This is a genomic window from Candidatus Ryanbacteria bacterium CG10_big_fil_rev_8_21_14_0_10_43_42 (assembly GCA_002793915.1).
Taxonomy (GTDB): Bacteria; Patescibacteriota; Minisyncoccia; order Ryanbacterales; family 2-02-FULL-48-12; genus 1-14-0-10-43-42.
In genome coordinates, this window is sequence record PFEF01000001.1 from 1 (window position 1) to 21,535 (window position 21,535).

A 21,535-nucleotide genomic window follows, 5' to 3' on the forward strand; every position below is an offset into this window, starting at 1 on the left:
CTCCCATGCACTGCGATTTGTCTTCAATCGCTTCGCTCTTGAACAAATCGGGAGCCTACCATTGAACGATCCGGCAATATGGTTAAATCATTTTTTCTTCTTTTTCCTCCTCTAGACTATCGCGCAAAATATCCACAACGGCAAGCTCCAGCGGAAGTTGAGGAAAAACAGTTTTAAAACTTATCCAGTAGGCATCAATCCATATTTTAAGCATGCGCTCCAGTTCTGCGGCGGTGAAGATTTGCTTTTTTTCTTCCAGAAACTTCCGTTCTTCTTCCGAAAGCGTGCCTGCCGTTATGGCAATGTGATTGGGGTTAAACGAATGAAGCAACATATTCCGCAAACGGTGAATGATGAGCTTTATGTAAAGCTGGGGATCAATACCCTGATCGATGGTTGTAAGAATAAGCTCCGTTGCCGCCGCCGCATTTTTTTCGGCAAGAAAGGCGATAAGGTTCCCTACGGCCTCGCTTTTGGGCGCGCCCAAGATTAGGCGAACGCTTTCTTCCGTTAAACTCTCTCCCATGGCAAGCACCTGACCAAGCATACTTTCCGCATCCCGAAGACCGCCGTCGGCAAAAAAAGCGATAAGCTGAAGAGCGCTTTTTTCCGCCGTTATACCCTCCTTTTTTACCAATTGCCCCAAACGCTCCACTATGGCAGAGGTTGCGATTTTACGAAATTCGAAATGCTGACATCGCGAGATAATGGTATCGGGCACTTTTTCAAGCTCGGTGGTTGCCAGTATGAAAATGGCATGTGCGGGCGGTTCTTCGAGTGTTTTAAGAAGAGCATTGAACGCCTCTTTGGTGAGCATATGTACTTCGTCTATGATATAGACTTTGTGCTTGGCGCGCGCCGGTGCCAGACGCACGGCTTCACGGAGCTCGCGGATTTCGTCGATGCCGCGGGAACTTGCCGCGTCTATTTCTATGAGATCCAGCGTATGCCCTTCCATGAATTCCTTGCATGCGGCACACGCATTGCATGGCGCGCCGTCTTTTGGTTTTTCGCAGTTTGCCGTTTTAGCGAGAAGGCGGGCTATGGTTGTTTTCCCCGTGCCGCGCGGACCGGAAAAAAGATATGCATGCGCCACCCTATCCAAACGGATCGCATTTTGAAGAATGCTTGTTATGTGGTTTTGCCCGACGACTTCCGTAAAGCTTTTTGGGCGATATTTTCGGTATATAACCTGCTGTGCCATGAATGGATAGTAGCAAAAATAGGGTTGTTTTTCAATAAAAAAAGGACTGCTATGTCCTTACGGCGGCGCCTTTTATTCCAGGCGTATCATTGTGTCTCTTTACGGAGACGGCGGGATGAAACACCACATGCTTATTTCCTAGCCAGTCCAATATAGCGGCTACGCTGTCGCCGAGTATAGCGGCGCTATTCGCCCACCACGTTCCTCCCGCGTTGAGCAAGGATCCAAATATTCTGTCCACGAGCAACCACGAAATCATGGTTCCCATCAGAACTCCTCCGGCAATAACCAGTACGTATTTCGCCGCCTCACCCCTTATCGCTTCCGTACTGCGAAAAACGAAACGCCTGTTGAAATTAAAGCGAAACGTATGCCCTACCATATAACTCACTACACGAAACACCGCGTACCACCAACCGCTATAGATACCCGTTGCGTACATAAGAACATTCAGTACGCATAGCTCTATGGAAAAGCATATTGCGCCAAATTTGCAGTATTGCCACGAAGGAATATTTTCATATACTGCCTGCCATGCACACATATAACATCCTCCCGAAAAACGAACTCCCCAGAAGTATACATGCCGAAAGTAAAAAATACAAACGGCGCTTTTTTTGGGAGATCTGCCTGAAAATCAATCCGGACTTCCCTGCAATATATTATTCACCTGCTTTCTTCCGTATGGTGATCCGTTCGAAAAACAATAAATTTATAGCCCGTAAAATTCCATACAATAGCGATGGCGGTTGCAATAATGGAAGCTATGTTTGCCCATACCTTCGGAGAAAAACCGAATTGCGGCCCCATGCCGGGAATGGTAATAAGCCCGAAAACAGAAATATCTCCCACTAAAAACGTTGCGATAGAAACATTAATAACAAAACCTACAACCGAAACAAAAAGGAACGTGCTATATTCTTTTACAATGCCGCGCATCGTTATAGGCTCGGCGGAATCGTACTTTTTGAATACCCAGTATTTATTCCATAAATAAGCATTGATGTTGGCAATTACATATCCGCCCCCTTTAATAAGAGCGAATCCCCCGCCGGCCGTAATGCCGGTGAAAAGGATAAGCGTATTAAGAATACCGAAGTCGATGGAAAAACTTAAAAAGCCGGCCGCTACATAACGCGAAATTTGCGACATAATGGGGATCCACCGGCAGGTAAATTTTCCAAACCAAATACCAAGCACCCAGAGTACAGGGACAATAAGGAGCATAGCGCCGTGCGGTATGCCAAAAGGCAACATAATATCAAGATTTGCAAGCACGGGAAGCAAAAACAATCCCGTAAAAAAACCTGTTAGACCGCCAAGCGCGTAATCATTCTTGTGCATGATCATCTTTTCCTAATTCCAATATATGTTCTACGTCTCCCCGTACCCCCAACTGGCGCCGGATGATGAAAAATATAAATACTATTATGATAAAGCTTATCACTAGTGCTGAAAGAATTGATGTATTTACGACAAGCAAACGCTGTCCCCATAATACGGATAGAACGGAAAAGGAGTAAATAAGAGCGGGTCCGGCAATAATCTTTGTAAGCGAGGTTCGCATGGTATGCGTAAACGCCGCGTACATAATAAAAAGCGCGTACAAAACGAATAGGGCAAGGATATATAGCCGCGGATCAGAGTATGCTTCTTTGTTTAAGTATGTTTTGTCGATAAATAAAAATACGCGAAAGGATGTAAGCGAAATCCAGAAAAGAGAAAAGCCGTTCGCAAGCGCGCTTGAAAAACCAAAGCGTTCTTGTTTATATTCGCCCGCATATATTTCCATAACGATCCATAAAAGAAAAATGGGTGTAAGAAGCCACCAAATACCAATATCGGTTGTAAATGCGGTACCAAGCTGTCTAAACCCCGCGGTTATATATTCTAAAATAATATGATATGCCATGACGTTATTATTCCGTTATGCCGTAGCGTCTATTAATTTCCACCTCCACCTCCGCACGGGGACGACCATACTTAACGCTCGAAAGCTCTTTTACCGCTTCGGCAACAGTGGAGTTTCCTTTTGGTGCGGGGAAGGTATGGATATTAAACGGACGCGATGTTTGCCCGTTTATTAAAAGTTTTACATACGCCGTGTAATTATCAATATTCATTAAATCATGAGCATTAAACACCGGTGCAAATTGCTGTTCTAAAAATTCGGCATCCTCCGCACCCACCCGAAGCGCCGCCATGGAACCGACATTTCCAAATACCGCCCGCTTGATACCGTCTTCAAGCTGTCCGACAAACTGATGCGCGATAATAAGATTAAGGCGATATTTTCGCGCCTCGGAAAGAATTGTTTCTATGGAGCTTGTCGTTACGTTTTGGAACTCATCTATGTATAGATAAAAATCGTTTCGTTTGTCCTGCGGCATATCCACGCGCGAAAATGACGCCATGAGAATTTTACCCACTATAATGAGTCCCAACAAACTGGAATTTAATTCTCCCAGACGCCCCTTTGAAAGATTGACGAGAAGAATTTGATTATTATCCATAATTGTCCGGAAATTGAACGCGGAACGCTCTTGGGCAATAATGGGCCGCATAACCTCATTCGCAAGAAAAACATCAAACTTTGATGTAATGTACGGCACAATGTTTGCAAGCGCACCCTCTCCACCCGCTTTTTCGGCAACGTCACGCCAGAATGTATTTACAACAACGTTTTTGGAACGGGAAAGCTTATACTCACGAAACGCCTTATCGGCAAGCACGCGCCCTATTTCCAGAAGCGTGTTTCCGGATGACGGATCTTCTATGACAAGCATGGTGGCGTTGCGAAAATATTGTTCAAACATAGGCCCCATGGACTCCGGCGTGCCGCCATATAACTTTTGAAAAATACCGAAAAGCTCGTTTACCACAAACGTTTTTTGTTCGGGGTACTGCGGATCATATTCAAGCATGTTAAGCCCCAGCGGACGCTGGGTATCCCCCGGGTTGAAATAAATAACATCCTCCACGCGTTCCTTGGGAATAAGCTCCATAAGCTCCTCCGTAACCTCGCCATGCGGATCGATGAAACACACACCCTTGCCTGCCATAATATCCTGATGCACCAAACTCTTCATGAAATTTGTTTTTCCGGTGCCTGTTTGCCCGATGATATAAAAATGACGACGGCGGTCGTCCGCTTGCATACGAATGAGCGACTGCTCTCCCCGAAACACGTTCTCACCCAACAAAACTCCCTCCGTAGAAAGATTTGCCGGCGCCGGCGCTTCCCGCGCTTTTAAAAACTTTACCTTAGGAGCGGAAAGCTGTCCCACCGGAAAATGATATAAACTGGTGAGCTCTTCGGTTCCCATGTAAAGAGCGTGTTTCTCATTAAATGCACGAAAAGAAAAGTTATAAATAAGATCCTCCAGAGGTTTAGCCGTCAGGCGATTTACACCGAAACTGTTTGCCTGCGGATCGGTAAACTGCAAAAATGCATCCTCAAGACCCTGTAAAATATCCAACGCATCATCGGACGTGCCGGCAGATGCCACAATGCGAATATTTACATCAAACCCGGCGCGGCTTGCCTTCCCTTCCACAAGATTTACAAAACTTTCATTAAACACCTCCATAACACTGCCGGAAGACTGCTCGTCTGCCTGCTTCCCGGGCGGATTTATAATATCTCTTGCAACTTTCGTCGCCGCTCCCTGCCATCCTTTATTTCTGGTGTCGGGTTTTTTTCCTTTTCGCATAAAGCGCGCCGCCTCCCGTCCTTCTGCCTGCCAGTGCCCGTCCGCCGGACGTACAACAATTTGCACGGCGGCCCCTTCACCTTCTTTCTTTATTTTAGAAAATGCCGTTGTAACAACCTCCAACGGATCCGCTTCCAGATGCCGATAAGTACGTACCGGCAAATATGCCGCCTTGGTAAATGAGAGAACGGATCCGGCCGTAGCACCTTCTTCGTTGAATATATTGTAGTCCTTTGTGCGCTCCACTTGTGCGTGCGGAAATAATGCATGTACGTTTTTTTCGAATGAATGCGCCCACTTGCGCGGAACACCCACATAGAATGTTGTTTCCTCCCCAACAACGGGAAGCGCCAATTCAAGCACAAACGAAGGATTACCATGCAAAAACGGCAATATATGCGCCTCTCGCAAAGAAACCATCCCGGCATAAAACTGTTCCATAATGGATATGCTGTCCTTAACATGATCCGGTTGTGGATTTTCCGCCGTATCCTGCGGTACCAATACGCTATAGAGAACAAGCTGAAGACTCCGGGAGATGCCCTTTTGGGCGCGCTTCCGTCCTATAACATAATACGCAATACTCCCCACTCCGAGAGTAAGGAAAATGGCAATAATGAATAAAAGGAAGAGAGAATTCATTCTTTAATTTCCCGCGCCTTAACAAGTTTGTCGTAATATTCATCCACCAATGCATCATGAAAATCATCCAACAAATGGGGATTTTTCAGCTCGCGCGCCACCTTCACGGCGGCAGAAACTCCCTTTGAAAGAGCAATTTCCACCAATGCGGATATCTGCTCTTTATGATCAGAGTCGTGACTACTCGTTTGCTGGGGGGCCGCATAATCATGAGCGGGAACGGCGGGAATAGGACGAGGAGCGGTAGTGTTCACGTGTTCCGGCGGCGTTCCTTCCACCGCCTTTTCAATATGCTCGCGAAAAACATCGTTAAAAATTTCTTTTTCCGAAGGCGGAGATTCATGAGCGCCTTCCAGGGCGTGTTTCTTTTCCCGTAATTTTTCTTCTAATGTACGGATCTCTCGTTCAAGTGTGTGTTCTTGTTCATTCATTCATCTATTATATGATATAATTTGTGCAGGAGAAAGTTATAAAAAGACAAGAAAAAAAACCAAGATATGATCCCGGTTTTTAAATATCCTTTAATTGAGAGTTAAGGGTTGGTTACCATAGCACCCAATAATATATGTACCCCAGCAAGAGGGCAAGCACTAATGCTCCCTGCCATACTTCAAAAGGGTGTATTTGCGAATCCATTTTCTCTCCTTTCACATAACACCTCCTTTTTCTTAAAAAATTGTATAGTATAAATTATTAATTGTCAATAATTTTTTATGTTCTCACGCTCAAACAGTATCGCCGTTATCTTTCTGGTGTTTATGTTTACACTTATGTTTGCGTCCGCATGGAATGATTCTGCCATCACGGATGAACTTGCGCATATTCCCGCCGGATACTCCTACCTTACCGAAAAAGACATGCGCCTTAATCCGGAACATCCGCCTCTTATAAAAGATCTTGCCGCTCTTCCTCTTGTATTTCTTGGCCTCTCCTTTCCCACTGATCACCCCGCATGGACCACCGCGCTAAACGGACAATGGGATATGGGACGTATATTTTTGTATGAATCCGGTAATGATGCCGATCAGATTATTTTTTGGGCACGCATTCCCATGATGTTGTTGGCGGTTTTATTCGGATGGATTCTCTATGCATGGACACGGCGCCGATTCGGCTCCCGCGTTGCTTTGCTTTCATTATTTCTTCTCGCTTTTTCACCCACATTTCTTGCGCATTCCCGCTATGTTACAACCGATCTTGCCGCGGCATTCGGATTTCTTATCGGTATTATGGCATTTATTGATATTCTTGAGCGCCCCACACGAAAACGCATCGTTATTGCCGGTATTGCTCTTGGCGTTGCGCAACTTCTCAAGTTTTCCGTAGTTCTCCTTCTTCCGGTCTACGCCATTGTGACTCTTTTATGGATATTGTCGCATGCGTATGAAGAAAATATTTCTCCGAAAGAACGATTGCGCCATATAATACGGCATACCTTCCGGCTTCTCGGAAAATTTGCGATTGTCGGCGGCATTGCCCTCTTTATTATCGCTCTTGTGTATGAGTGGCATATATGGAACTACCCTCCGGATCGGCAACTGGCGGATGCGCAAGAATTTTTAAGTTCGTTCGGGCGGCGGTCTTTGGTTAATATAGACTTTTGGCTTATAGAACATCGCCTAACGCGCGGTATCGGGCAATATATATTAGGCGTACTTATGGTAGTACAACGTGCGGCGGGTGGAAATACGACATACTTCCTTGGTGAAGTGACAAATACCGGATGGACACATTATTTCCCCGTTGTATATGCATTAAAAGAAACGCTTGCCCTGCATATTCTTACCATTGTTGCTATCGGTGTTGTATTCATACGGTGGGGACACACAAAGAGTTTTGCACTCGGCCGCTGGATACGCGAACATAGCGCGGAAACGACCATGCTTGTTTTTATTGCCGTATATTGGTGGTACTCCATACGCTCACCGCTTAATATCGGCGTACGACATGTACTGCCCACCTTTCCTTTTATCTACATATTGGTTTCCAAACAAATTGTCGCATGGATTGGAGACGTGCGTACACCAAACCCCAAAACGGCGGAAGGCGTTATGCGTGAAATCTATTATGAACATATCACCGCTCTCCCTAAACAGCTTTTTCTAACCGTTACTCTTTTCTGGATCGGCTTTTCGGTACTCACCGCATACCCCTATTATCTTAGCTATTTCAATGGTATTGCCGGCGTTAGAGGAGAAGGATACCGTTATGCGGTTGATTCTAATTTCGACTGGGGACAAGACTTAAAGCGTCTTCGAGATTATGTAGATAATAACCACATAGATCATATTGCCGTAGATTACTTCGGCGCCGGAGATTTATCATACTATTTCGGAGAAAAAGTAGAGCCGTGGTGGTCATCCCGCGGGGCTCCCAGCGGGTACTTTGCCATTTCCGCTTCTTTCCGCCAGGGCGCGTACGGAAAACTCATACCGTCCCCTTCTCTTTCCAGTCGGAATGAAGAAGATTTATACATATGGCTTCGATCCTACGAGCCTATTGCGCGCGCAGGACAATCAATATTCATCTATAAACTACCGTAACAAATAATCCGTATTATTTGTCATTGTACTTAAAAAATACTTTTTGCGGCAAGCGTATATCGATATACGAAAGATTATCATGATTGGTGATGTGTTCTTCCAAAACAAGGAATAGATTTTCAAGTCCGCGCGTACTGTCTTCGCCTGCTTCAAATATAATATCCCACCCCTCGTTTGTATGAAATACGCGTTCACCCTCATATGATGCGTCTATTCTAACTTCCTCAACACGAATTAATGTTTTTTCTTCGATGATTCGCACCATTGCATCTAAAACATGCATATCATCCGCGGAAATAGCTTCGTCTCCTAATGAAAAGCGCCTCCCTTGCTTCGTTATAAATCGTGTTACCACGTGTCCGCGTAAATTGGGGGCCTCCGCAAACAAAACACCGTTACCGTCTATATAAAAACACGCCTCATTATTATATTCCTCGTTTTCAACGGCACAAAAAATGCCCACATGCGTACGTTCCTCTATGGTAATGTGCAGTTCGGGAGGTATTTGTAATATGTACGAAACATGCGCACTCGCTATATCGGGGTATGTTTCCAGCAATCGGTTTGCGATAGACTCCGGCCGAACAAAAAGAATATTACTGCGCGGAACCATTCCGCCGAATGTTCCCTTTAACATCTCTTCAGCTATCCCGCGCACCAATTCATCCGGCACCGTACTTGTTCCTTCCGTTGTTATGTTCGCCACCCGCAAGTACGGAAGAAATACCGCCGCACCCAAAAAGACGAGAATACCCCCTATGGGAAGCGCTATACGGAGCAATATATTTCGTATTCTCTGCTGTTTCTGCCTGCTTCTATTTTTTGCGAGAATGGATCCTTTTTTGACTGTTTTATTTTTCCCCAACATATATGCGGTAATTATACTACGGTACGCGTTATATCCGGATTAATGCGTGTAGATATCTCGGCAACACGTAATATCCGCGGACTGATACGTGTGGGAACTTCGTAATTAATACTTCCTACCTTGCGTGCAATTTCTTCGGGAGTAATATGCTCCCGTTTTTGTTTTCCCATTAATACCACCTCATCTCCTATACACGCTTTTGGTATATGCGTAACATCCACCATGCATATATTCATGCAAATATTTCCGGCAACCTGTGCCCTCTCTCCGCGCACTAGCACAGTCCCCTTATTTGAAAGATGGCGCCAGTACCCGTCCCCGTACCCCACCGGAAGAATGGCGAGCTTTATCGGTTTTTTTGCCGTATATGTTCTGTCATATCCAACCGTACCCCCCTTTGGAACATCTTTAATCTGTACAATACGTGTTTTCCATGTAATTACGGGTTTTAATAGAGCTGATTTACCTACGCGATCCCTCACTTCTTCGGACGGATACATGCCATATAGTCCCACACCCCATCGCACCATGGTAAACCGTGTTTCCGGATACAAAAGCAGTGACGCACTCGCCGCCGTATGCACATGAGCCGGATGAATATGCGCCGCAGAAAGCATCGCCCGCGCCTGTTCAAATTGCTGTAACTGCTCTTTATAATAGCGGGAGGAAAGATTTTCCGTATCAGAAAAATGCGTATACACTCCCTCCACCTCTATGTACTTCTTCTGCCGGATAAGCAACGTAATAAATTCCGGCATATTATCCGGAAAAATTCCCTGGCGGTAAGTTCCCGTTTCTATCTTAAGATGTACGCGCGCCTTTTTCTTTACCCTTTTTGCCGCTTCCGCGATGGACAAAAGAGTATCGGAATCGTACAGTGCCATACTGATATTCTTTTTTACGGCATCAGCAATTGAAGGTTTTGGCACATAACCAAGAATAAGTATGGGATTTTTTTTATGATCTTTTCGGAGAATAAGAGCTTCCTCTATGGAATCTACCCCAAACCACAAATCGGAAGTGAGACCTCCGGATATTCGGAAGTCTCGCTTCCGATTTAACGAGTCACTGTTTTTTGATTCACTTTTATCGGGTTCGGCTGTGAGTATATTCGCCACCTCGCGCAACCCATGACCATACGCGTTCGCCTTTACAATTGCCATTACCGAAACGGCATTTCCCGCTATCTTTTGCGCCACATTAAAATTATGCCGCACAGCGGCGGCATCCACCTCAACCCACGTTTTATGATGCGACATTTGATTTTTTATCATCTTTCTTCTTGCTTCAATTTCTGTATTCTATCTTTCCCCACCCACTTTCGCAGAACTTCCGGTACTATGACTGATCCATCCGCTTGCTGGTTATTTTCCAATATTTGAATAAGAATGCGCGGCGTCGCTACCATAGTGTTATTAAGTGAATGCGCAAACCGCAAGTTTCCTTCTCCGTCCCGATAACGAATATTCAGCCGACGCGTCTGAAAATCATGAAAATAGGACGACGAGTGCGTTTCTCCATATTTGTTTTGAGATGGAATCCATGCTTCAATATCATATTTTTTTACCTGTCCGAGCCCTAAATCTCCACCGCAATTCACTACCACACGATACGGGAGACCGAGTTCAACCATCATATCCTCCGCGTTCTTGGTAAGCGCCTCATGCCATCTGACCGATTCTTCATGATCCGCACGACAGAGCACCACCTGTTCCACTTTAAAAAATTCATGAACGCGGTAAAGCCCTTTCGTGTCTTTCCCATAACTCCCTGCTTCGCTTCGGAAACATGGTGAGAGCGCCGCTGATAATTTTGGAAATTCGTTCTCGTCTAAAATTTCATCTTCATACATGCCCATCATCGGAACTTCCGCTGTTCCCGCCAGATATAAATCTTCCCCTTCTATTTTGTACACTTCGTCTTTTCCTTGCGGAAGCCATCCGGTTCCCACAAGCGTAACGCCGCGCACAAGAGCGGGAGCCATATGAATCGCAAATCCTTTTTGTATCAGTTTTTCAAATGAAAACTGCCATAATGCCTGCGCCAACAATACTGCTTCATTTTTTAAAAAATAACCGCGAAATCCGGAAACTTTCGTTCCGCGCTCAAAATCAGCCAGATCAAGATCTTTCAAAAGCGCAATATGATCTTTTGGCTCAAAATCAAATCGGGGCGGCTCACCCACCCTGCGAAGCTCCTGATTTTGTGCGTCCGATTCTCCTTCCGGCACGGAAAGATCCGGAATATTCGGCACCAAAAGAAGCAAACGCATATACTCCGTTTCTATCGGTTTTAATTCCTCTTCTTTTTTGGAGAGTTCTTCCTTTGCGGAACGAAGACCGGCAATAACCTGTTCCCGTTCGATTGCATCCGTTATACGAGGAACGCGTTCACTCTCCGCATTATGCCTGCCGCGCAAGACATCAACCGCCTGCACGCATTCACGGCGCTTTTTATCCAACGTTAACAATCTCTCTATATCAATAGAAATATGCTTTTTCCGAGCGGCCTCCCGCACAATATCCGTGTGCTCCCGTATAAAATGTATGTCCAACATATCTTCCAGACTAGCATATACCCCTTTAGAATTTAAGTCCGCGAACAAGGGTAGTAAATTGCTTCCCGCGTTCTTTTGCGTTTTCAAACATATCAAAACTCGCCGCTCCCGGTGAAAATATAACGGAATGCGCCTTTTGCGCAAGAGCTCTCTTATATGCCTTATGTACAGCATTAAAAAGCGTATCTACCGGCACAAGAGGGACAACTGTGCCCGCAATATCCTTGCATACTTTTTCTGTATTTTCCCCCAATATAATAACGGCTTTTATGCGCGATTCATCAAGTGCTTTTTTAACGACCGTATAAGAAAAATTCTTGTCTTTTCCTCCCATAATAAGAATGCCGGATTCCTTCTCGGTACGTATGGCGGCCACTGTTGCAAAAGGATTAGTGGAAGCCGAATCGTTATAAAATGAAATGCCATTAACAGATCGAATATACTCCAAATGATACGGCAGTCCACGAAATGACCGTATGCCTCTCTTGATTTCACCCGCCGTACATTTCATATATGCCGCTACAGAGGATGCCATAACGGCATTTTCATAATTATGAATCCCGGGCACACGCACGTCATCCTTCTCAAATCCGTATGGCTTTGCCGTATCCACGACTTTTTTTATGCCTGCGCTTTTCCTTGCTACGCGCACTGCCGATAAATTCCCTTTTGCATAAAAAACAATATCTTTTTTTGTTTGATTTTTAGCGATATATGATTTTGCATCTACATACTCCCGGAAGGTTTTATGTGCGTCCAAATGATCCGGTACAATAGGAAGCACAACCGCTATATGAGGAGAATATGGCAGATACTGAAGCTGAAAACTGGAAAGCTCCAGGATGATGATTGATGTTTTTTTGAGTTTTGGAAGAAGTCCCAGCATGGGAGCGCCAATATTGCCCGCAAGGTACACATCCTTCTTTGCCGCTTTCAGTATGGCATACAACATGGTTGCGGTTGTTCCTTTTCCTTTCGTACCGGTAATGCCAATAATGATTCCCTTCGCATGCCTAAAGAAGAGCTCCGTGGCACTCGAAAAACAAACTCCTTTTTTCCGGGCTTTTATAATTTCCGGCAATGCATATGGAATACCGGGTGTTTTAAAAACAATATCGTATTCATCAAGATGAGTAAGATATTCCGGGTTATTTTTTTTATCCAAAATAGTAATTTGCGCATTTTTATAGCTCGGGGACGTGCGTAAAAAACGGTGTACTGATCGCCCCTCTTTTCCATGACCCAAAATGGCAACCTTTTTTATGTTCTTCATAGACATACACTACATCAATGCACTGAAAGAAAAAAGACCCCTAAAAGAGGTCTGTTCATGAATCGTCACTCATCCAATTACATGCAATTTCGACAAGTTGTTCCCTTCTATCTTCGGATGCGGAATAACACTCAAACGTGCCGCCATGCTCTCCCGAGATAATAACGTGCCGTTTTTTCTTATTAGCGGCAAACATAAAGTACGTCTCCGTTACTTCGAAAGGAATAATGGCATCGTCCTCAAATGTAAACAGGAGAAGAGGAACATTCGATTGTTTAAGAATCTCGAAAGATTCAGAATCCATCCAGCTTCCCGGCTGACGTAGAATCTTCCTAAAGTTTTCCCCGAACGGAATTTTTCTATCAACAAGAACAGATGAGAATGCTCCCGGCGCAGACAAGATAACTCGTGATACCAAAGGTTCGGCAGACAAACATGCCGCAATATGACCCCCCATACTGTGTCCCCATAAAATTTGTTTCAGTTTGGGGTAGTGGCATGCAAGATACACCAAAATATATTGTGTATCAATAATGCGTGTGTGAAGTCCCGTATGTTCAAAAAATATGTTAGAACCGCTACTTGCATTCATGCCACGATAGTCAAAAAAGGCGATGCCGTACCCTGCCTTAAAGAACTTCTGTAAAAGAAGTAAAGACCGCCATCTATGAAAGTCCAATGAACCTCCATAACAAAAGATAATAATTGCCGTGGCGCCTTCCGGTACGGCAACACTTATATCAACCGTATCACGAGGATTCACATTAGGAATGGACACCTCATGAAAATATTCCGGCTTGGCGGAAACCACAAAAGGCCGATATTCCATTATCATAACTTCCTCCCAGGATTACAATGTATCCGGATGGTGAGCGGTGCAATCATCCAAGCTTCACGGAGAAGCCTATTACGTTAAAGGACGCTTAACCACATAAGAAAGACTGGTTAAAGGTGGCTCGTTTTTATCGCGCCGATAAGAGAAAAATGTTTTACCGTTGCCATAACAAAAGGTACAGGCGGATGACAGCTCAATATGATGCTGTGGAATGCCAAGATCAACCGCCTGTTGGCGTATAATACCCGGTAAATCAAGTCGATACCCCCCGCATTGGACTTCGGGAAAACCTTCGAATACCTTAAACGAGTATTTCATTTCTCTCCTCCTTATTAATGTTCTTCTGCAGAGAATATATACCGTAAATGATATAATTGCAATGTGAAGCATTATAGATTATACCTATGGGATGGCTGTTGATTTTATATCATTACGACCTACTCTGCCGTCCACGCCAGGCGTGTACTTTTTTCGAGGTGAGCGCGGAAAAGTATTGTACGTGGGAAAAGCGGTAAATATACGCCAGCGTCTTGCATCCTATTTTACGAAAAGTACCAATCTCACACCTGCTAAAAAAGAAATGCTGGAACGCGCTCGCACTATCACCTGGCAAGATGCCGATTCCGAAATTGACGCCCTATTGCAAGAAGCTTCCTACATCAAAAAACACCGCCCTCCTTATAACATTGTTCTTAGGGATGACAAATATTATTCTTTTGTTGAAATCACAAAAGAACAGTTTCCCCGTATATTCATCGTTCACCGCCCTACATTATCTGTGACCGATCAAAAAAAATCCTCTTCCTTAAAGAGTGAGTTCATCGGCCCGTTTACCAATGGATATGGTCTTAAGAATATACTTCGCTCCCTTAGAAAAATATTTCCGTACTGCACATGCAAACAATATCATACGCGCCGATGCCAGCAGGCACAGCTGGGACTTTGCGCCGGCATATGTTGTCTGAAAAATTATACGCCGCCCGGAAAAGAATTGGCGGCGTATCAAAAAAATATCCGCTATATCCGAAATGTTCTCTTCGGCAGGCAAAAACAGCTTATGAAAACACTCGAACGTACTATGCAAACGGCAAGCGCTCAAAAACGGTTTGAAGATGCGGCGCATGCCCGTGATCAACTTAGGCGACTTTCGCGCATATTCGCCCACAGCCGTGTCATAAAAAAAGAATATGGCGTTCAAAATCAAAAAGGACTCTACGAACTGCGTATGCTTCTTAAACGTGAAGAGACGCCGGAACGTATAGAGGGGTATGATATTTCAAATATCCAAGGCGCGTTTGCAGTTGGTTCTTTGGTAGTGTTCACGGATGGCATGCCTGATAAAAATGAATACCGTAAATTTCGCATTAAAACGGTAGAAGGAGCAAATGATCCCGCTATGATGAACGAAGTGCTTACCCGTCGCTTTGCTCATACGGAATGGACAATACCAGACGTTATCCTTATTGACGGAGGGCGTGCTCAATTACATGCCGCCGTTGCCGCCTATAAAACATCTCCTTTATTTACGAGGTCGAATCTCATAACTATTATTTCCATTGCAAAGCGTGAAGAAGAATTGTATATCCCCGGACAAAAAATGCCAATACCTCTTAAGAAAGTACCGACATCGCTTTTGTATTTACTCCAACAAATTCGTAATGAATCCCATCGGTTCGCCATTTCCTATTACCGCAAACGCCACAGAAGAGAGCTCCTCTAAACTTTGGGTGAATTTTTCTTGCGTCTCCCTTTTTTAAATGTAAGAAAATCTTTTACTTCAAAAGAAAAACCCGCCGCTGACTTGTGTCCTCCACCGCCATAACGCTCTGCCAATTCCGCAACATTCACGCTTCCGTCCGAACGGAGAGATACGATAATTTTATGCTCACGACGCGACCACATAATTGCTACCGGACTTCCGTGTTTTACCAGCGTATGCCCCAATTCGGAAACATATATATTGGTGTTTACCATCTTGCATACATATCCTTCAAAATTAACATCCTCCGCACTTGCCGCCATACGTCCAATACGCCGATCCATTTGCCGAAGCAAAATTGACCCTTCATCAAGATATTTTTTTTCTTCACCCGCTTCAACATCACGCACTAATTTATCCCATACCGCAAACTGCGCATCATAAAGCTGAAGAGATGCCATTATTTTTTTGGTACGCGGCAGTTTAAATTTCCACAAATCGGAATCTTCTATGTACTGCAATAATTTGGGAACTTTCTCTTTTGGGTGAAAATATTTCCATGACAATACCGCGCCGGAATGGAGTACGTCATACGCATATTCATCCGCGAGTTCTGCGGCTTCTTTATTGGTAATATGATGATCTATAACCGTAAGCGATGCGACATCCTTTTTTATGTCTTTTATAACATCCTTTGGAAAAGAGCAATCGACCGTATAGACCGCCTTTCCGCGAGCGGCCGCCGGGAGTTCCCGATTACTGGGCGGTACCGGAATATAGAGAGCGCGTGTTTTAAACTTTTTCCATGCCGCCCAAGCCGCCGCAAATCCGTCCGGACAATCGGCATGGTAAAGAATAACCCGTTCCGTGTGTACGGATTTTTTTTGTTTAAATTGCTTTTTCATCAAAAAATATGTTATTTTTTAGACCGATTTTTGATCTTTTTTGAAGACGTGTCCTAGAAACCACTAGGGTTTGCTACTGTATTGAAAGACGACATTACCATACTGCCCGCCTCGTTGGTGACAAGCTGTTCCTGTTCGATAAAAAACTGATGATCATCCGCCGTATCAACATACAAAACCGCCGCATATTCTTCCCCTCCTTCCGTTCCCCGGAGAAGTTCAACATCTACGTCCGTATGCATGCCCGCGGGAAACCACGCGGCTCCCAAAACATTACCGAAAACACCTTGCGATACCTCCCGTACAGCTACCCATCCCGAAACTGCCAACCCAACACGTGTAATGCGTACGCTATTTCCGGCACGCTGATTGTCTACAGAAATGACATTCTCCCCTGCCGTGGAAACAGCTGTTTCCATCGCGTCCATGCTTTCCATACCGGTAACGTCATTTGCGGTATTATTTACGGTATCAGAGGATGTATCTTCATTGTCCATATTACCCGGTATCTCAAACGGAACATCGCTGATATCTGTTATTTCTTGTCCGTCCCCGTTTTGTAAGTTCGAAACCCCATCTGTATTTCCGCCAAAAAGGGACGCCGAACCAAATCCTATAAGAAAGGCTACGATAGCTACTACAATAACATCTGCATTTTCTTTAATTTTCTCCCACATGGTATATATAATGAGTTAATAACTCCCCCTCTGAATATATACGAAAATATCTAATACACGTCTATCATACACATGAAGAACACTAAAAGTCAAAGATTCAAATATACCATACGGTATTGGTATAAAAATCATGCTCCCGCATTATCATGGCGAGAAACACGTGATCCATATGCTATTTTTGTATCGGAAGTAATGCTTCAGCAAACACAGATACCCCGCGTACAGGAAAAATATCCCTTATTCTTAAAACGTTTTCCTACCATAACTCATTTGGCAACAGCACCGCTTGCAAGTGTTCTTATTGAATGGCAAGGCATGGGATATAATCGGCGCGGTATATATTTGAAACGCGCCGCTGAAATAATACAATCGGAACACGGCGGCATTATTCCTAAAACAATTCATGAGCTTGAACGCCTCCCCGGCATCGGACCATACTCCGCACGCGCCATTCAATGTTTTGCTTATGGCATATGCGAACCATTTGTAGAAACAAATATACGCCGCGTTATTATTCATGAATTTTTTCCGAAAAAACAATCCGTTGCAGATGACGCCATACTGGCTATTCTCTCCTCTATCGAGCCCCAAACAAAAAAACGCGAATGGTATTATGCGCTTATGGACTACGGGCGCGACGGCTTAAAGCATGTGCCGAACCCAAACCGTCGCAGTAAGGGATACGCAAAACAATCGAAATTCGAAGGATCAAATCGGTATATTCGCGCTCAAATTCTTAAGTATATTCTTGCCAATAAAAAAGCGACGAAGGAAGAGCTTTTTGCGTTGCTTACGGACAATCCCCATATTAAGGATCTTTCTTCAAAAAAATATACCGAGATTCTCGCTAAACTACATAAAGATACTACACTCCGGCGAAAAGGAAAATTTTATATGGTATAAGAATACAAAAACATACAAATAATTATGGATGTTTCTATTTACTTTTATCGGCGAGTTGCCAGGTAACAAGAAGAGGACTTGCAATAAAAATGGAGGAATATGTTCCCAACACCGTTCCTATGGTAAGGGCAAGTGCGAACATTCTCGTTGATTCCCCACCCCAGACATAGAGCGTAATAAGAACAAAAATAAGCGTTATTGACGTATTAATGGAACGAATAATATTTTCCCGGATACTCATATTAACCGTTATTTCAAAACTATCTCCCGTACGTTTTTTTAGATTTTCCCGCACGCGATCAAATACAACAATGGTATCATGCACCGAAAAACCGAGAATGGTAAGTAGTGCCGTTATAAAAAGGGCATCTATTTCAACGCCATGATAAGCTCCTAAATAGGCAAAAACACCCGTGGGAATAAGAACATCGTGAAGTAGTGCCACGATAGCTATAAGACCGTATTTCCATGACTGCACCGGCTCTGATACTTTCCGAAACGCCCATGCAATATAAAACACGATAGCGATCATAACAAGCGCAAGTGCTATAATTGCGCGCTGTTTTAGTTCTCCTCCAATGACCGGTCCTATGGAAACAAATCGTTTTTCCGTAAAAGATCCCTGTTCTTCCACTGCGGCAAGAACGCGCTGATGTGCGTCTTCATCCAGATCCCGCATACGAATAAGCACACCCTGCTCTTCCGTGGGCTGAATACGCACCTCCCCGAAACCCAATGCCTCAATACTACTTTCCAAATCACCGGAAGCAGGGGTAGTCGCATCAAATTCCAACTCCACCAAAGATCCTCCGGTAAAATCTATACCCAAGTTAAACCCCCACAATAAAATGGCCATAATACTTACCGCCGAGAGAATCGCCGATATACCGTACCATATAGTTCTTTTTCCAATAATATCCATATACTAAATTTATTTTACGCCAAAAAGTTTTCGCACCATCATGCCCTCATTCCACGAAAAAGCGCGAAGAAACGTGCGCGTAATAGTAATTGCTGAAAACATACTCACTAAAATACCAATACCCAACGTAAGGGCGAATCCCTGAATAAGACTGCTTCCAAACCAATAAAGAATGGATGCCGTAATAAGACTTGAAACATTGGAATCGCGAATAGACGTCCATGCACGCACAAACCCTTCTTCAAGCGCATTTTCTATGGTACGCCCTCTCGCCATTTCTTCTTTGAATCGCTCGAATATAAGAATATTGGCATCCACCGCAATACCGATGGAAAGAATAAAACCAGCAACTCCCGCGGCCGTTAGTGTAACAGGGATAAGTTTAAAGATGGTAAGTACGATAACCGTATACAAAAGAAGAGCAAGTACGGCAAGAAGTCCCGGTAATCGGTACCACCCTATCATAAACAAGGCAACGACAATGAGTCCGTATATACCCGCGGTTATATTGCGCACCAGCGACTCCGCTCCCAAAGATGCCTCCACGCTTTGCTGGGAAATAAGAGTAATCGGGACCGGAAGTGCTCCGGAATTTAAGCGACGCACCATATCACGCACCTCATCTGCCGTAAAATTTCCTGTGATTTGTGCCGTACCTCCCGCAATTTTTTGCTGTACCACGGGCGCGCTAACAAGAATGCCATCAAGATAAATTGCCACCTGACGACCAATATTTTCCTCTGTAATTTCTTCAAATAAAGCGGCTCCTTCTTCATTAAATCGAAGTGTTACATGCGGTTGTCCGCTCACGCTATCAAACGCCACATCCGCCCGCTCCAAAAATTTCCCCGTAAGCTTGGTCGGTACAAAAAACTCATCCGCTGAAATGCTTTCCGCTTCGGGATCTATCGGTTCTTCCCGTTCCGTGCGAAATTCCAAAAAAGGCGTCTCGCCAATAAGACGAATCGCCTCGTTAATATCTTTAATACCTGCAAGCTCCACAATGAGACGCTGACTTTCTCCCGACTGCTCCACCTGAATAAGCGGCTCCGCAACACCAAACACGTTCACGCGCCGCTCGATAACATCCCGGAGTCCTTCCATGGATTCCTCTACGTCTCCCGCCGGAATTTCCGTTATGTCGGCCTGGTATACAAGGTGCGTCCCTCCCTGTAAATCGAGTCCTAATCGAAAAGGACGCTCAAACAACGGTACATTTTCTATAAAAGGAATATGCGCCGGAAAGACGAAAAGCCCGGCAACCCCGCCGACGATAAACAACAGAAGACTCATCATACGTGCTTTTGCGCTTTGTGACATATTCTTACAGATTCTCTACCTCTATTCCCATACTTCGTGCCGTGCCTTCGATAATACGCATTGCCGCTTCTGTATCGTTTGCGTTTAGGTCTTCCTTCTTGCGTTCCGCCATATCACGCACCTGATCGCGCGTTACCGTGCCAACTTTTTTACGCAACGGTTGTCCGGAACCTTTATCCACTCCCGCGGCCTTTCGAAGCATATCGGATGCCGGAGGCGTTTTGAGTTTAAAATCGAATGTCCGATCCTCGTAAATGGTAATTTCTGCGGGAATAATATCATCTCCTTTATCTGCCGTTGCCTGATTAAATTTATTTACAAAATCTCCAATATTAATACCATGAGGTCCCAATGCCGTTCCTACGGGAGGTGCGGGCGTTGCTTTCCCGGCTTTAATTTGAAGTTTAAGAACCGTTTTTATTTTTTTATTGTCTGCCATATATAATGAATGGTGAATAAGCGACTAGATACGTTTTACCTGCAAAAAATCCAATTCTACCGGTGTTTCGCGTCCAAAAATGGATACAAGCACCCGAACCTTTCCCTTCTCTGCATCAACTTCCGACACCTTTCCTTCGTAATCCTTAAATGGTCCGTCTGTGATTTTTACCGTATCTCCCTCGGTAAAGTCAACAGTGTGCTTCGGTTCATCTTCGCCCATGCGTCCCAGCAATATTTCCATCTCCTCTTCAGAAAGAGGGGTTGGGGTTGTTCCCGAACCGACAAAACCCGTTACCCGCGGTGTATTTCGAATAACATACCATGAATCGTCCGTCACAATCATTTCCACAAGTACATATCCGGGATACACTTTTTCCTCGGTAACTCGACGCTTTCCGCCTTTAATTTTTATTTTTTTCTCGGTAGGAACAAGAACGGTAAAAATCTTATCCTCCATACCCATAGATTCAATACGCTGGCGTAAATTACGCGCAACGGCATCTTCATAGCCGGAATAAGTATGTACCGCATACCAATTCCGACCAAATTCAGCTGTTTGTTTTGCCATATGAAAATGAAGTGGACGGTAAGAGATTGATAATTATAGACAATTACTCACCGTATTCCACCTACTAGAGAATAAATGCCTCCAATAAATATTGAAAAAGAATATCAAGAAAACCCAAAAATATCGCAACAACGATGGAAATAAAAACAACCGCCGCCGTCATGCGAAGTGTTTCTTCTCGCGAAGGCCACGTAACACGCTTGAGCTCTATACGCGTTTCCGCAAAATATGCTGTAAGTTTTTTTATCATAATCAGCTGTAAGCGTATGAAAGCAGTCAGGGAAAGATACGCTTTTCGTTAAAAATCATTTTTAAAAGGCCCCCCGACGGCCCACAAGACCACGATACTATACTACCAAAAGAAAGTCAATACGATTTCCGGTTAACATATGCCTCCTGGCATATTATAGTTTCCGGATCGATGTACCTCGCACGGCGCTCTCGCGCCACGCAAGACGATCCGGT

Annotated in this window: 22 protein-coding genes; 3 read left to right on the plus strand and 19 right to left on the minus strand. The window is 44.4% G+C overall.

The window, feature by feature from the left end; translation table 11 throughout:
* Nucleotides 1–82: 82 nt before the first annotated feature.
* The 6 genes from COU90_00005 to COU90_00030 all read right to left on the minus strand — a co-directional run bounded on the left by COU90_00005 (nucleotide 83) and on the right by COU90_00030 (nucleotide 5,990).
* On the minus strand, nucleotides 83–1,204 hold the full coding sequence (locus COU90_00005) for a hypothetical protein (protein ID PJE64889.1): 1,122 nt from the start codon (nucleotides 1,202–1,204) through the stop codon (nucleotides 83–85).
* Between the two features lie 49 nt (nucleotides 1,205–1,253).
* Complete coding sequence (locus COU90_00010) at nucleotides 1,254–1,748, minus strand: hypothetical protein (GenBank protein PJE64890.1); 495 nt, start codon at nucleotides 1,746–1,748, stop codon at nucleotides 1,254–1,256.
* A gap of 122 nt (nucleotides 1,749–1,870) precedes the next feature.
* Nucleotides 1,871–2,554, minus strand: coding sequence for a hypothetical protein (locus COU90_00015; protein PJE64891.1), 684 nt, complete (start codon nucleotides 2,552–2,554; stop codon nucleotides 1,871–1,873).
* Nucleotides 2,535–3,116, minus strand: a complete 582-nt coding sequence (locus tag COU90_00020) for a hypothetical protein (protein PJE64892.1) — start codon at nucleotides 3,114–3,116, stop codon at nucleotides 2,535–2,537. Before COU90_00020 ends, COU90_00015 begins: the two co-directional genes overlap by 20 nt.
* A gap of 7 nt (nucleotides 3,117–3,123) precedes the next feature.
* Entirely contained in the window at nucleotides 3,124–5,559 is a 2,436-nt protein-coding gene (locus COU90_00025) for a hypothetical protein (protein ID PJE64893.1), read from the minus strand.
* Complete coding sequence (locus COU90_00030) at nucleotides 5,556–5,990, minus strand: hypothetical protein (protein ID PJE64894.1); 435 nt, start codon at nucleotides 5,988–5,990, stop codon at nucleotides 5,556–5,558. The genes COU90_00025 and COU90_00030 overlap by 4 nt, the downstream gene beginning before the upstream one ends.
* 282 nt (nucleotides 5,991–6,272) lie before the next feature.
* Here COU90_00030 and COU90_00035 point away from each other — a divergent pair, with 282 nt between their 5' ends.
* A complete protein-coding gene (locus COU90_00035; protein ID PJE64895.1) occupies nucleotides 6,273–8,102 on the plus strand; it encodes a hypothetical protein in 1,830 nt (609 codons plus the stop codon).
* Between the two features lie 13 nt (nucleotides 8,103–8,115).
* On the opposite strand, the gene COU90_00040 is transcribed toward COU90_00035, so the two are convergent.
* The 6 genes from COU90_00040 to COU90_00065 form a co-directional block, all read right to left on the minus strand.
* Complete coding sequence (locus tag COU90_00040) at nucleotides 8,116–8,970, minus strand: hypothetical protein (GenBank protein ID PJE64896.1); 855 nt, start codon at nucleotides 8,968–8,970, stop codon at nucleotides 8,116–8,118.
* 11 nt (nucleotides 8,971–8,981) lie between these two features.
* Entirely contained in the window at nucleotides 8,982–10,244 is a 1,263-nt protein-coding gene (alr, locus tag COU90_00045) for an alanine racemase (protein PJE64897.1), read from the minus strand.
* Entirely contained in the window at nucleotides 10,241–11,527 is a 1,287-nt protein-coding gene (locus COU90_00050; GenBank protein ID PJE64898.1) for a serine--tRNA ligase, read from the minus strand. Before COU90_00050 ends, alr begins: the two co-directional genes overlap by 4 nt.
* A 25-nt stretch (nucleotides 11,528–11,552) precedes the next feature.
* Nucleotides 11,553–12,806, minus strand: coding sequence for a UDP-N-acetylmuramoyl-L-alanine--D-glutamate ligase (gene murD / locus COU90_00055; protein PJE64899.1), 1,254 nt, complete (start codon nucleotides 12,804–12,806; stop codon nucleotides 11,553–11,555).
* A gap of 49 nt (nucleotides 12,807–12,855) precedes the next feature.
* A complete protein-coding gene (locus tag COU90_00060) occupies nucleotides 12,856–13,635 on the minus strand; it encodes a hypothetical protein (GenBank protein PJE64900.1) in 780 nt (259 codons plus the stop codon).
* Nucleotides 13,636–13,707: 72 nt separating this feature from the next.
* Nucleotides 13,708–14,025, minus strand: coding sequence for a hypothetical protein (locus COU90_00065; GenBank protein PJE64901.1), 318 nt, complete (start codon nucleotides 14,023–14,025; stop codon nucleotides 13,708–13,710).
* A 19-nt stretch (nucleotides 14,026–14,044) separates the two neighbouring features.
* Here COU90_00065 and COU90_00070 point away from each other — a divergent pair, with 19 nt between their 5' ends.
* On the plus strand, nucleotides 14,045–15,355 hold the full coding sequence (locus COU90_00070; GenBank protein ID PJE64902.1) for a hypothetical protein: 1,311 nt from the start codon (nucleotides 14,045–14,047) through the stop codon (nucleotides 15,353–15,355).
* Here COU90_00070 and COU90_00075 read toward each other — a convergent pair.
* Together COU90_00075 and COU90_00080 are read right to left on the minus strand one after the other, a co-directional pair.
* A complete protein-coding gene (locus COU90_00075) occupies nucleotides 15,352–16,239 on the minus strand; it encodes a hypothetical protein (GenBank protein ID PJE64903.1) in 888 nt (295 codons plus the stop codon). The two genes, COU90_00070 and COU90_00075, sit on opposite strands and share 4 nt — an antisense overlap.
* Nucleotides 16,240–16,292: 53 nt before the next feature.
* The gene (locus COU90_00080; protein PJE64904.1) at nucleotides 16,293–16,916 is read right to left on the minus strand and encodes a hypothetical protein; all 624 of its coding nucleotides are present in this window, start codon (nucleotides 16,914–16,916) and stop codon (nucleotides 16,293–16,295) included.
* Nucleotides 16,917–16,988: 72 nt separating this feature from the next.
* Here COU90_00080 and COU90_00085 point away from each other — a divergent pair, with 72 nt between their 5' ends.
* Nucleotides 16,989–17,819 carry an endonuclease III gene (locus COU90_00085; protein PJE64905.1) on the plus strand — a complete coding sequence of 277 codons (831 nt, stop codon included), beginning with the start codon at nucleotides 16,989–16,991 and terminating at the stop codon, nucleotides 17,817–17,819.
* A gap of 34 nt (nucleotides 17,820–17,853) precedes the next feature.
* Here COU90_00085 and secF read toward each other — a convergent pair whose 3' ends face one another.
* From secF to COU90_00110, 5 genes are all read right to left on the minus strand, one after another.
* Nucleotides 17,854–18,741: a protein translocase subunit SecF gene (gene secF, locus COU90_00090; protein ID PJE64906.1), complete on the minus strand. Its 888-nt coding sequence runs from the start codon at nucleotides 18,739–18,741 to the stop codon at nucleotides 17,854–17,856.
* Between the two features lie 9 nt (nucleotides 18,742–18,750).
* On the minus strand, nucleotides 18,751–20,037 hold the full coding sequence (gene secD / locus COU90_00095) for a protein translocase subunit SecD (GenBank protein PJE64933.1): 1,287 nt from the start codon (nucleotides 20,035–20,037) through the stop codon (nucleotides 18,751–18,753).
* 28 nt (nucleotides 20,038–20,065) lie between these two features.
* A complete protein-coding gene (gene rplK / locus COU90_00100; GenBank protein ID PJE64907.1) occupies nucleotides 20,066–20,500 on the minus strand; it encodes a 50S ribosomal protein L11 in 435 nt (144 codons plus the stop codon).
* 24 nt (nucleotides 20,501–20,524) lie between these two features.
* Complete coding sequence (locus COU90_00105; protein ID PJE64908.1) at nucleotides 20,525–21,070, minus strand: transcription termination/antitermination protein NusG; 546 nt, start codon at nucleotides 21,068–21,070, stop codon at nucleotides 20,525–20,527.
* 64 nt (nucleotides 21,071–21,134) lie between these two features.
* Nucleotides 21,135–21,320 (minus strand): preprotein translocase subunit SecE, encoded by a 186-nt coding sequence (locus COU90_00110; GenBank protein ID PJE64909.1) that lies wholly within the window; start codon nucleotides 21,318–21,320, stop codon nucleotides 21,135–21,137.
* Nucleotides 21,321–21,535: the final 215 nt, after the last annotated feature.

Excerpts from the sequence above, each read along its gene's own strand:
- COU90_00005 (PJE64889.1), bottom strand. The coding sequence starts at position 1,204 with ATGGCACAGCAGGTTATATACCGAAAATATCGCCCAAAAAGCTTTACG.
- COU90_00010 (PJE64890.1), bottom strand. The coding sequence starts at position 1,748 with ATGTGTGCATGGCAGGCAGTATATGAAAATATTCCTTCGTGGCAATAC.
- COU90_00015 (PJE64891.1), bottom strand. The coding sequence starts at position 2,554 with ATGATCATGCACAAGAATGATTACGCGCTTGGCGGTCTAACAGGTTTT.
- COU90_00020 (PJE64892.1), bottom strand. The coding sequence starts at position 3,116 with ATGGCATATCATATTATTTTAGAATATATAACCGCGGGGTTTAGACAG.
- COU90_00025 (PJE64893.1), bottom strand. The coding sequence starts at position 5,559 with ATGAATTCTCTCTTCCTTTTATTCATTATTGCCATTTTCCTTACTCTC.
- COU90_00030 (PJE64894.1), bottom strand. The coding sequence starts at position 5,990 with ATGAATGAACAAGAACACACACTTGAACGAGAGATCCGTACATTAGAA.
- COU90_00035 (PJE64895.1), top strand. The coding sequence starts at position 6,273 with ATGTTCTCACGCTCAAACAGTATCGCCGTTATCTTTCTGGTGTTTATG.
- COU90_00040 (PJE64896.1), bottom strand. The coding sequence starts at position 8,970 with ATGTTGGGGAAAAATAAAACAGTCAAAAAAGGATCCATTCTCGCAAAA.
- alr (PJE64897.1), bottom strand. The coding sequence starts at position 10,244 with ATGATAAAAAATCAAATGTCGCATCATAAAACGTGGGTTGAGGTGGAT.
- COU90_00050 (PJE64898.1), bottom strand. The coding sequence starts at position 11,527 with ATGTTGGACATACATTTTATACGGGAGCACACGGATATTGTGCGGGAG.
- murD (PJE64899.1), bottom strand. The coding sequence starts at position 12,806 with ATGTCTATGAAGAACATAAAAAAGGTTGCCATTTTGGGTCATGGAAAA.
- COU90_00060 (PJE64900.1), bottom strand. The coding sequence starts at position 13,635 with ATGATAATGGAATATCGGCCTTTTGTGGTTTCCGCCAAGCCGGAATAT.
- COU90_00065 (PJE64901.1), bottom strand. The coding sequence starts at position 14,025 with ATGCTTCACATTGCAATTATATCATTTACGGTATATATTCTCTGCAGA.
- COU90_00070 (PJE64902.1), top strand. The coding sequence starts at position 14,045 with ATGGCTGTTGATTTTATATCATTACGACCTACTCTGCCGTCCACGCCA.
- COU90_00075 (PJE64903.1), bottom strand. The coding sequence starts at position 16,239 with ATGAAAAAGCAATTTAAACAAAAAAAATCCGTACACACGGAACGGGTT.
- COU90_00080 (PJE64904.1), bottom strand. The coding sequence starts at position 16,916 with ATGTGGGAGAAAATTAAAGAAAATGCAGATGTTATTGTAGTAGCTATC.
- COU90_00085 (PJE64905.1), top strand. The coding sequence starts at position 16,989 with ATGAAGAACACTAAAAGTCAAAGATTCAAATATACCATACGGTATTGG.
- secF (PJE64906.1), bottom strand. The coding sequence starts at position 18,741 with ATGGATATTATTGGAAAAAGAACTATATGGTACGGTATATCGGCGATT.
- secD (PJE64933.1), bottom strand. The coding sequence starts at position 20,037 with ATGATGAGTCTTCTGTTGTTTATCGTCGGCGGGGTTGCCGGGCTTTTC.
- rplK (PJE64907.1), bottom strand. The coding sequence starts at position 20,500 with ATGGCAGACAATAAAAAAATAAAAACGGTTCTTAAACTTCAAATTAAA.
- COU90_00105 (PJE64908.1), bottom strand. The coding sequence starts at position 21,070 with ATGGCAAAACAAACAGCTGAATTTGGTCGGAATTGGTATGCGGTACAT.
- COU90_00110 (PJE64909.1), bottom strand. The coding sequence starts at position 21,320 with ATGATAAAAAAACTTACAGCATATTTTGCGGAAACGCGTATAGAGCTC.